This window comes from Alteromonas sp. BZK5, from assembly GCF_014349115.1.
Lineage (GTDB): Bacteria > Pseudomonadota > Gammaproteobacteria > Enterobacterales > Alteromonadaceae > Alteromonas > Alteromonas macleodii.
This window is the reverse complement of record NZ_JACSOE010000100.1, coordinates 1-10,894: the sequence shown is the minus strand read 5'-3', so window position 1 is coordinate 10,894 and position 10,894 is coordinate 1. Positions and strand designations below refer to the sequence as shown.

The following is a 10,894-nucleotide window of genomic DNA, read 5'->3' as shown; positions in this document are numbered from 1 at the left end:
AAAGCTTCAAGCTCTTTCTTATTCATGTTCATCTGCCTATCCTTAACTCTCTATAGAGTAAATTGAGATAGGCAGTTACACAAAATTAGTTACAGTCTCATCGTCAGGCTTTTACCTACACAGTCGTACTTTATCGGCAAGACCTATGTCGACAGAAACGAGTTAGTTAGACGCTTCCTCGGCACCTTCTTCAATGGCTTCTCCAGCACTTTGAATATCTTTACCGGCCCCTTCAACTGTTGCACAACCGCCTAAGCTCCCAAAACTGGCTGCGAGTATAAGTACTAAAAAAGCGTGTTTAAGTGTTTTTGAATTTAACATTTCCATTTGCATCTCCGTTAGTTTCATTCTTCTGCGGGTTGCTCAGGGTTATCACCCGCTTTCACATCAGACTGCTCAGTTGATGAATTTGTATTACCTTTACTTGGACTTCTCTCATCCTGCCTTTTAAGCATGCTATTAAGTTTATCTCCCCCTTTGGCATTGAAATCCAATGTTCTGATAGGGAAAGGAATAAGAATATCGTTTTCTTCTAATACCGTTTTTACCGTACTGATCGCGTCGTGGCGTACGACCATAAATCCAGGCTCCCCTGGATATCGAATCCAAAACCACAGTAATAGGTTGATACTTGAATCGCCAAAAGACTCTGCGTATACCGCGGTTTCTTCTTTTTTTATTACATAATCTTTTTCATTCATAGCATCCGTAATAACTTTAGCGGCTTCTTCTATATCATCAGCGTAAGAAATGCCTACAGGGACCTCTATTCTTCGATAACCAAGATATGAATAATTGGTCAATATATTTCGGAAAAGAATCTTGTTGGGTATAACTTCAAGTTGACCATAAAAGGTTTCAACTAAGGTGTTTCTAAGGTTTATTTCCTTTACGTTACCAAATACACCTTCTGCCTCAATGACGTCGCCAATCTCAAAGGGTTTTCGAATTCCCATGGCCACACCGGCAATGAAGTTTTCGGTCATGTCCTGAAACGCAAAACCAATGGCCAACCCGACGATACCTGCGCCTGCAAGCAATGAGGTGACAGTACCTTTGAGGCCAACAAAGTCTAGCGCAATGAAAATTCCCGCTATTAAAACGATAGATTTGATTATGGAGGTGAGGAGGCTTGCAATTTGTCGAGACTCAAACGTTCTGCGCATAATCTTGCCAGCAACGTTGCCGATCACTTTGGCGATAATGCCAAAGGCTATTGCAATAAAAAATGCGACAACAATGTTAGGAAGAAGCGTAATGCCGCCCTCTACCCAAGACTCTAGCTTTTCGCTGAGTAATTTATAAACCTCATCTATTTTTGGAAACTCCATAGACCTCGTGCACCTTCATATAAAGTGTTCTTGATATTTCAAGAATCATTCCTTTCAAAATAATCTTGTAACGTATTGAAAGTTAGAGGGTATGCCTGATTTTTGAGGTGCGCGATCAATCAAGCGTAATGAATAAATTTCCCATATTGGGAAACATATTCTCAATTGGGATATGGCTAAATTCGGTGGAAAGGCTTCAATTTATCCTAAAGGATATCTGGTCAGACCATGTGTAAAATTAATGTAAACATATTATTCACAATAAATTTACAAAGGTGAAATTCAAGCATAGTATCAATTGCGTAGGTCAATATTTGTTCATGGCCTCAGACAATAACAACACGAAATCGAACAGCCTGTCGCTAGCGGAAAGTGTGGGTAGTAATGCCGGTAGTGATAAGCCCAGATTTGGAATCACACTATGAAATTTAAAACGCGTAAGACAGCAGTGGCGGCAATGGTCGGTACTGCTTTATTTTGCTCTCCTTATATCGCATCAGCCCAAGAAGCAGACGTTGAAAGTGAGCAAGAAGCTAAGAAAGACGTAGAACTCATTTTGGTTACCGGTAGTTTTGTTCGCCGTAGCGAAAACTTCGAATCTCCTTCTCCACTAGCCGTGGTAGATAGCGTGGCTATCGACGCGATTGGCGCAAAGAATATTGCGGATATTACACAAACACTCACTATTAACACGGGTGCTGAAAACAACCCGGATGCATTTACGCAAAACGCAACAGCGGGTACGTCGAATATTAACCTTCGTGGTTTAGGCGTAGCGTCTACTCTGGTTTTACTTAACAATAAGCGTCAGGTCGTTACAGCGCAACCAACGAACGAAGGCCTGAACTTCGTCGATACCAGTTCGCTTGTACCGATGATTGCCATTGATCGTATGGAAGTAGTTAAAGATGGTGCGTCGGCTCTATATGGTTCGGATGCCGTTGCAGGTGTCGTTAACTTTATCACCAAACGCAATTATGACGGAGCAATGGTAAGCCTTGACTATCAAGATGGTGCGCATGGCGACAACAAAGAATACATTTTACAAGGTTTATGGGGCGCAACCGGAGATAACGGAAGCGTACTAGCGGCGATAAGCTATACCAACCGTTCGCCGCTTTTTCTCAGCGATAGACGACTAAGTCGTCCCCAAGACGATACAAGTGCTCTGGGTAACCCAGGCTCTTTCTTCTTAAATATCCCAGGTGCAGGGGCACTGCCTATTATCGACCCTTACGGATGTGAGGAGTTTGGTGGCGCACCCGATTTACTTGCGCCAAGTGGTACAGTGCCAGGTTTAGAAATTGGTTTTTGCGGTTTTGATTTCGGTAAATTTTATTCATATGTTGCCGATGAGAGCCGAACAAATGCTTATGTACGTGCAGACTACGAGTTCGATAACGATATTACATGGTCGGCTGAATTCAGTTTAGCGAGAAACCGTGCAGAACGTGGTGGAGCACCGAGCTTCCCAATTTTAACCTCTCCAATTGTTCCGGATTACCATCCGCAGAATCCATTTGGTCAGCCTGTTGCTTTCTTCGGCCGCGCTGAAGGTAACGGCTTCCCTGGTGACCCAGCTAATACCGAATCAGATACCTTTCGCTTTAGCACCAGTTTACAAGGTGTGACAGATACTGGGTTCTGGGAAGTTAGCTATACACGTGCGGTTAACGATTTTGTATTTAGGGTTCCTGACGTACTAAATACCGAGTTTCAGCTTGCGCTATACGGTCTAGGTGGCTCTAATTGTGATCCTATCGCAGGAACGCCAGGGGTAGGGGATTGCGAATTCTTCAATCCATTTGCAACGTCTTACACAACGGCACCTAACTCTGATTATGTGGTTAGCTCCTTTACGGGAACCGAAGTGATTGACTCTAAAGCGGACCTTGAAGTTTTCGAAGCGATTACATCGTTTGATGTGTTCGAAATGGGCGGTGGCTTTGCGGCGTTAGCTTTGGGTGTTCAATATCGTGAAAACCAGCTTAGCCAAGATTACGATGATCTTGCTAACCAAGACAGTTTCACATTCGTTATCGGCAACCCTGATATTGATGGTAGCCAGGATGTATGGGCAGCGTTCGGTGAACTTGCATTACCAATAAATGATGAGTTAGATGTTCAACTAGCGGTTCGTTATGAAGATTACGGCGGTACCATTGGAAGTACGGTGGATCCAAAGTTAGCGATATCGTGGCGTGCGACTGATGAGTTTTCACTTCGCGGCTCGATATCTACGTCGTTTAGAGCGCCAACAGTGTTCTTAGCACAAGGTGGCGCAACGTCGTTGCAACAGCTTATTGACCCCGTTCAAGGTGCTACGGCATTTGTGGCTGTTAGAACATCGGGTAATGAAGAGCTAAAACCCGAAGAGTCGACAGCCTATAATATTGGCTTCTCATACGAGCCTTTCAGAGACTTTTCTGTTGAAGTTGATTATTGGAATTTCGAGTTTGAAGACCTAATCATTCAAGAGAACGCGCAGGCGGTACTAAATGAAGACCCGACTAATCCAGACCGCGTTATCCGTGCTGGAGACCCGATGACTGGGCCTGTTCTTCAAGTAAATAACACGTATGTTAACGCGAGTTCTATGGAAACATCGGGTATTGATTTTGTAACCAGTTATAAAATAGAGACAGACTTCGGTAACTTTACACCTACGTTGAATGCGACCTACATCACTAAGTATGACTTGATGGACCCACAGGCAGGAAACATTGATGGTGCTGGACGCCGTAACTTCAATAACATTGGTGTGTCTTCTCCTGAATTGCGCGCGAACTTGGGACTGGCTTGGCAAAACGATATCCATGCAGCCAATATCTTCCTTCGTTATATCTCATCATATGATGATGATCAAAATTGCGCGGACGGTAATGCTAACGTGGGTGGTTGTTCAGGTGGCTATTACGAAGTGGATAGTCACTTGACGGTAGATGCTCAATACAACATCGACTTAGGTGGCTTATATGATACAGAACAAAGTTATGTATTGACGTTAGGCGCAATTAACATGTTCGACGAAGAGCCTCCACAGCTATTCACTAACAGCGGGTTTGACTCTAAGGTTCACGATCCACGAGGTCGTCAAATCTATGCGCGCTTAGCTATCGAGTTCTAATCTGTTAATAAGGTAGAAGTATCGCCCCCCTTTGACTATAGAAGTTAAAGGGTGGCTTTTTGTAAACCTTAGCCTCCACTCCTCTTTGTGATTTTGTCTCCAGTCTCTTCTAATGTTAAACCAATCGATTAAAGTATCTCGTAGTAGGTAAAACTTTTACGTAATCATCAGTGATTGAAGGAGATAAGAATGGCGACGAAGCTGTCTGATAATGAAATTAACGAAAAATTGAAAGCGCTCAATGAACTGGTTTCCGATGACACACTATGGGAGCAAAGTGGAGACACTATCAAAAAGACGTTTATGTTTAAGAGCTTTATCCGAGCTTTTGGGTGGATGTCTCAAATTGCGATTTGGGCGGAAAAGCTAAAACATCATCCAGAGTGGTTCAATGTTTATAATAAAGTAGAGGTAACATTGACTACGCACGACGCTGGTGGGCTAACAGAATTAGATTTCTCGTTGGCTGAAAAAATGGAAAAGTTTAAATAGCTTGGATCAACGTGTGTAAATAGGAACCGAAAATCGGTTAATTCGTATTAACTTTGTTCATGTTGGTCAATTAAACCGCTAACAGTCAGAAAAATGAAATATTTCGCATGCTGGTACTTGTGTTGCGAAAGTCCCTATGTATAATACGCACCACGTTGAAGCGAGGCATTAAATGAAGCGCTTACAACAATAATTTTCTGGCGCGGGATGGAGCAGTCTGGTAGCTCGTCGGGCTCATAACCCGAAGGTCGTAGGTTCAAATCCTGCTCCCGCAACCACAGAAAATAACCAGAATTTAAAAGCATTGCAAAGGCAAGCTTTACCGTACAAGCGCGGGATGGAGCAGTCTGGTAGCTCGTCGGGCTCATAACCCGAAGGTCGTAGGTTCAAATCCTGCTCCCGCAACCAATTTGAAAACCAGAATTACAAAGCATTGCAATCGCAAGCTTTACCGTACAGTCGCGGGATGGAGCAGTCTGGTAGCTCGTCGGGCTCATAACCCGAAGGTCGTAGGTTCAAATCCTGCTCCCGCAACCACATTTAAAACCCAGCTTTTGCTGGGTTTTTTCTTTTCAGCAAAAAAACACTTTGACTTCTTGTTTTACACGATAATCTTGAATTAATTGCTACGAATTGATAACCGCACTTCATATGTGAATGTGCTAAGTTATAGCTGTCGCACCATTAGAAATTAGATTAATAGGTAGTATGGCCGCGTTATGATATCCCGTTTTTTTACTTTTGAAGAACACGCCACCTTAATAGAAGGTGCTTATCATGTTCCTTTGGTCATTCTATCGCTTATGGTGGCTGTGTTTGCTTCATATATGGCGTTTAATGTGGCAGGGCAAGCCGCGATCACCGAACACAAACTTCGACGAAATACCTTATTAGGCACCGGCAGCGTTGCATTAGGCGGTGGTATTTGGTCTATGCATTTCTTAGGGATGACCGCTTTTGATTTATGTCTGCCCGTTGACTATGATCCACTCATTACTGGGCTCTCTGCCGTTCCCGGGTTTGCCGCTGCTTGGGTGGCGCTTCACCTTTTAACTAAGTCCCGTATTAGCCTCGCTGAAATAATGATAGGCGGTGTACTGGTAGGTGCCGGTATTGGCACCATGCACTATAGTGGTATGGCCGCTATGGAAATGGCACCGCTTCTTCGTTACGACCTTGGTATGTTTGCCCTTTCTATTGTGGTAGCTGTGTGTTTAGCCATGCTGTCGCTGTGGATTAAATTCGGCATTACAGCTGCTACGAAAAGTAAAAAGCTGTTAGGAAAACATGTATTACTTGCAAGTATCGTCATGGGACTGGCTATTTCTGGTATGCACTATACGGGGATGGCGGCAGCAAGATTCGTATTGCCACCAGGAATGGAAACGTCGGGTCAGTCTTCAGATATTGCTGTTTATCTAGCAATTTCGATTGCTATCGTTACGTTAATATTAATTACCATGGTATTGGGCATTAGCCTTCTTTTTAAATATCGCGATGTAATGGTACGCGCCATTGAAAGTGAGCGAATTCAAAGTGCTATTACCGATACCGCCGTCGACGCCATCCTGACCGTTGATGACAAAGGCATTATAAAAACCGCTAACCCCGCTGTTGAGCGCATCTATGGCTATACTCAGCAAGAAATAATCGGTATGCACGCAGCTGAGGTAGTAACTCCTGAAAGACGTCATTTATACGGTGATGACTTCTTCAGTCAGCGAGTAGTACCAACTGAGCAAATTATTGGTACAGGAAGAGAAGTAGAAGTACTTCGCAAAGACGGTGAGCGTATACCAGTGCGCTTGGGTGTCGGCTACACAAAAATTGATGGTAAGCCCGTTTTTGTCTCTTTCGCTTCTGATTTACGTAAACGCAAGGAAATGGAAGATGCATTGCGCGAGAGCGAAGCTAAATTTAGAAGTCTTATCTCAAATATTCCTGGTATGGCTTATCGCTGTTTAAGTATGCCAGGGTGGCCCATGGTATTTATTAGTGATGCTGTAACAGAAGTAACCGGATACCCGCCTGAAGATTTTACCTTGCCCAATCCGAAGCGCTCTTTCACCGATCTTTACCATCCTGATGATGTAGAGCGTCTATCATCTATTAGTCCTGATGTAGGCGCCTTTTCATATGAATATAGAATCGTCGCAAAATCCGGAGAGGTGAAGTGGGTTATCGAGCATGGAGTACAGGTTAAAGACGATGATGGCATGGTGCTCTATGTAGACGGCTTCATATCTGACATTACACATCGAAAAGTGATGGAGAATGAATTAAAAGCGGCAAAGGAAAAAGCAGAGCAAGCTGCCGCTGCGCGTACCGCATTTCTTGCTAATATGAGTCATGAAATCCGTACGCCTATGAATGCAATAATAGGCTTTAGCGACCTCATGTTAGGAGAAGCCTTACGCGAAGAGCAAAAATCTCACTTAACCACGATAAACCGTTCCGCACGTTCATTGCTGCATCTTCTTAACGACATACTTGATAGCGCGAAGTTGGATAAAGGTAAGCTTGATTTAGATTATCGCGATTTCCTTATTCGCGAAGAGTTGGATTTGGTTATTTCAACATTTTGGTTAGAAGCCAAGCGCAAAAAAGTTGGACTTGTACTTAATGTCGATGATTCGGTAGCTAACGGATACAGAGGTGTACCGGAGCGAATGCGACAGGTACTTAACAATCTGATAGGCAACGCCGTTAAATTCACTCACGAGGGTGAAGTGACTATCAATGTCAAAAGTGATGAAAAGTTTGTGTATTTTGACGTGACAGATACCGGCATTGGTATGACGCAAGAGCAAGTAGAAAGAGTATTCGACCCGTTCTCTCAAGCAGATGCATCGATGAGTCGAAAGTACGGCGGCACGGGGCTGGGAACAACTATTTCCAAGCAGTTAGTTGAACTGATGGGCGGTAATATTTGTGCAACTAGTGAAAAAGGTAAAGGAACGACCTTTACTTTCAGACTTCCTCTAGAAGTTGTAGAAATTGATGATTATGTATCTAGTGAGCTCTCCTCGAAAGCAGCACGTATTGAAACCTCGTTAACCGTACTGGTTGTTGACGATGTGCAGCAAAACCTTGAGCTGCTTTCGTTGCTGCTAAAACGCGCTGGCCACATTGTAGAAACGGCAACAGATGGACAGATTGCATTAGATAAAATGCGCGCTAAGTCGTTTGACGTGGTACTGATGGATTTACAGATGCCAAAGTTAGATGGCCTAGAGGCAGCCAAACAGCGTCGAGAGTTTGAAAAAGAAAATAGCTTACCACCTACGCCCATTATTGCGCTGACCGCTAGCGTGTTAGTACAGGACAAACATGCCGCGCAGCAGGCGGGAATGGAAGGGTTCGCCAACAAGCCCGTCGATTTCCCTCAATTGATGGACGAGATTGCTCGCGTGCTTAACATAGATACACTTCAGTTGGACTCGGTACCAGACACATTAGAAGTAAATGCTCCAGCATCTGCGCTTAAAGTTGATAAAAACGTGTTGGATTTGAAGAAGGCCATCGATTTATGGGGGAGTGAAGAGGTCGTCCTACAAGAGGTGGATAAATTCTCTACTACCTGCAGGGATAAAGTCGACGACTTAATGGGGGCGGCAATTCGTGAAGACTATAAAGCGGTTGCTACACTTTCACACGGTTTAAAAGGTACATCGGGTAATCTTTGCTTAACCACCTTCTATCATACAACCAGGGAAATTGAAGCTCAGGCTCTAAAATCAGAGGTGAATATTGAAGACGTTAACCGTCTTCGTGATGCCTTAGATAAAATCGAGTTGATGCTTAGCGAATCGCCACTGTATGCCGAAAATGCCATTAATGAAAGTATCGATAATGCATTGCTGCTGAGTCATTTGGAGGCTATGCTCGATAGTGTAGAGCAAAACATGGTAGATGAAGATGAATTGTCATTTTTACGCGAGGTTGGGTGTTCTAGTCACAAAGAACAGATAACTCAAATTCTCTTAGATATCGATGATTTTGAGTTCGAGTTGGCGCATGAGCGCATCTCTACATTGATACAAGAATTAAAGTAGCCAAGAGACGCGGCATGTTAAACATTGAAATCACAAAACCTACTTTATTACTCGTTGACGATGAGCCAGTAAACCTAAGGGTTTTAAAGCAACTTCTCGCTAATGATTATCAGCTTATTTTTGCGAGAAATGGCGAAGAAGCGTTAAAGCTCACTGAGACTAGACAGCCAAATTTGATATTGCTTGACGTTATGATGCCAGGACTGACGGGTTTTGAAGTATGCCGCCAGCTTAAACAGCAAGCAGATACAAGGCACATCCCCGTTATATTTGTCACCGCCTTAAATGATGAACACGAAGAAACGGAAGGCTTCGAAGCGGGCGCTGTGGACTACATTACTAAGCCTATATCTCCGGCCATCGTAAAAGCGCGGGTTAAAACCCACCTCAGTTTGGTGCAAGCTGACGAGCTACTTGATAGCCGTTTACAAGTTGTACAGCGTTTAGGTAGAGCGGCGGAATATAAAGACAATGAGACGGGCATGCATGTCATGCGCATGAGCCATTATTCGAAAGAACTTGCGCTTGCCTATGGACTTACAGATAAACAGGCTGAAATTCTGCTTCATGCTGCACCGATGCACGACATCGGCAAAATTGGTATTGCTGATAGTATAATGTTGAAACCAGGGAAGCTGACAGACGAAGAGTTTGCCACCATGAAAAACCACCCTGAGATTGGTGCGGAAATCATTGGTGATTGCGGCGATTCTTTGTTGTTGAAAGTTGCAAAGTCTGTTTCGCTTACCCATCATGAAAAATGGGACGGGTCAGGCTATCCTAAAGGGCTTGCGGGTGAAGATATTCCCATTGAGGGGCGTATTTGCGCCATTGCTGATGTGTTCGATGCCTTAACCAGCAAACGTCCTTATAAAGACGCCTGGAGTATTGAAAAAACGGTAGATTTTCTTCAAAGCCAAAAGGGAAAGCATTTCGAACCCAGACTTGTCGATTTGATGATAGAAATTATGCCTAAAATTCTTGATATTAAAGCGACATTTAAAGACGAAGACTAAGTCTGCTGGACTAAACCGCAATTAAAATACTTTCATGCAGGCCGAATTTTACACAGAAAAAATCGATACCCTCCAGTGTGTGCGCCTATTGGCTGTTGCTTAATGCGACGGCTATACGTATAATGTGTTCATTAAGTGATGAGAGCGGGCTCCCTCAGTACAGGAAAGTAACGCACTTATCATTAGCAAGCTATCACCTAACGGTGGTTTTACCCATAGGTTTGCAACTGCCCTTGTTGGCAGGTATGGGTTCAGAATTTTAATAAAAGCCCCGCTAGTCCGGGGCTTTTTGTTGTATTAAAACCTGGAGTCAGCCTCGCTGAGCCGGGTGATGACAGGTGGGCTTTAGGCCCTTTTTTCGTTTTTGGAGGTTTGCATTGGCAAAACTTGAAGAGAAACTAACCGAAATGCTAGAGCCAGGTGTTGAAGCACTGGGTTTTGAGTTGGTTGGGATCGAGTTTGTACGAGCGGGGAAGCATTCTATTCTTCGCGTTTTTATTGATCATGAAAACGGTATTACCGTTGATGATTGTGCAGATGTAAGTCATCAGGTTAGCGCAATTTTGGACGTTGAAGATCCAATTAGCACTGAATACAACTTGGAAGTGTCATCACCGGGTATGGACAGACCGCTTTTCAAAGAGAAGCACTATATCGAGTCTGTGGGTGAAGTGGTTCAAATTCGTTTGTCTATGCCAATGGATGACAGACGTAATTTTAAAGGCAAAGTACTCGCGTGCGAAAATGGCATCGTAAGTATTGAAGTGGATGGCCAGCAGTTCCAGTTAGCTGTGGCGAATATCGAAAAAGGTAACGTTGTTCCCACGTTCGATTAACGGAACAGCTCTGCTTTCATCGACGAAAGCAAAAGAG

The 10,894-nt window shown here is 43.7% G+C and carries 7 protein-coding genes and 3 tRNA genes; 8 read left to right on the top strand and 2 right to left on the bottom strand.

Translation table 11 applies throughout. The features are described from left to right. Positions 1-162 precede the first annotated feature (162 nt). A complete protein-coding gene (locus BIZ39_RS18650) occupies positions 163-327 on the bottom strand; it encodes an entericidin A/B family lipoprotein (protein WP_014949248.1) in 165 nt (54 codons plus the stop codon). A gap of 17 nt (positions 328-344) precedes the next feature. After that, positions 345-1,331: a mechanosensitive ion channel family protein gene (locus tag BIZ39_RS18645; RefSeq protein WP_187447692.1), complete on the bottom strand. Its 987-nt coding sequence runs from the start codon at positions 1,329-1,331 to the stop codon at positions 345-347. 421 nt (positions 1,332-1,752) lie between these two features. Here BIZ39_RS18645 and BIZ39_RS18640 point away from each other — a divergent pair, with 421 nt between their 5' ends. From BIZ39_RS18640 to rimP, 8 genes are all read left to right on the top strand, one after another. Then, positions 1,753-4,458, top strand: a complete 2,706-nt coding sequence (locus BIZ39_RS18640; RefSeq protein ID WP_187447691.1) for a TonB-dependent receptor — start codon at positions 1,753-1,755, stop codon at positions 4,456-4,458. 189 nt (positions 4,459-4,647) lie between these two features. Next, positions 4,648-4,950, top strand: coding sequence for a 4a-hydroxytetrahydrobiopterin dehydratase (locus BIZ39_RS18635; RefSeq protein WP_049586648.1), 303 nt, complete (start codon positions 4,648-4,650; stop codon positions 4,948-4,950). A gap of 201 nt (positions 4,951-5,151) precedes the next feature. Continuing rightward, positions 5,152-5,228 (top strand) — tRNA-Met (locus tag BIZ39_RS18630). 53 nt (positions 5,229-5,281) lie between these two features. Beyond that, positions 5,282-5,358, top strand: a tRNA-Met gene (locus tag BIZ39_RS18625). A 52-nt stretch (positions 5,359-5,410) separates the two neighbouring features. After that, a tRNA-Met gene (locus tag BIZ39_RS18620) sits at positions 5,411-5,487 on the top strand. 182 nt (positions 5,488-5,669) lie between these two features. Next, positions 5,670-9,005, top strand: a complete 3,336-nt coding sequence (locus BIZ39_RS18615) for an MHYT domain-containing protein (RefSeq protein ID WP_187447690.1) — start codon at positions 5,670-5,672, stop codon at positions 9,003-9,005. A 14-nt stretch (positions 9,006-9,019) separates the two neighbouring features. Beyond that, a complete protein-coding gene (locus tag BIZ39_RS18610; protein WP_014976349.1) occupies positions 9,020-10,021 on the top strand; it encodes a two-component system response regulator in 1,002 nt (333 codons plus the stop codon). Between the two features lie 377 nt (positions 10,022-10,398). Further along, positions 10,399-10,857, top strand: a complete 459-nt coding sequence (gene rimP / locus BIZ39_RS18605; RefSeq protein ID WP_014949254.1) for a ribosome maturation factor RimP — start codon at positions 10,399-10,401, stop codon at positions 10,855-10,857. The last annotated feature ends 37 nt before the right edge of the window (positions 10,858-10,894 follow it).

Excerpts from the sequence above, each read along its gene's own strand:
- BIZ39_RS18610 (WP_014976349.1), top strand. The coding sequence starts at position 9,020 with ATGTTAAACATTGAAATCACAAAACCTACTTTATTACTCGTTGACGAT.
- BIZ39_RS18645 (WP_187447692.1), bottom strand. The coding sequence starts at position 1,331 with ATGGAGTTTCCAAAAATAGATGAGGTTTATAAATTACTCAGCGAAAAG.
- BIZ39_RS18635 (WP_049586648.1), top strand. The coding sequence starts at position 4,648 with ATGGCGACGAAGCTGTCTGATAATGAAATTAACGAAAAATTGAAAGCG.
- BIZ39_RS18650 (WP_014949248.1), bottom strand. The coding sequence starts at position 327 with ATGGAAATGTTAAATTCAAAAACACTTAAACACGCTTTTTTAGTACTT.
- BIZ39_RS18615 (WP_187447690.1), top strand. The coding sequence starts at position 5,670 with ATGATATCCCGTTTTTTTACTTTTGAAGAACACGCCACCTTAATAGAA.
- BIZ39_RS18640 (WP_187447691.1), top strand. The coding sequence starts at position 1,753 with ATGAAATTTAAAACGCGTAAGACAGCAGTGGCGGCAATGGTCGGTACT.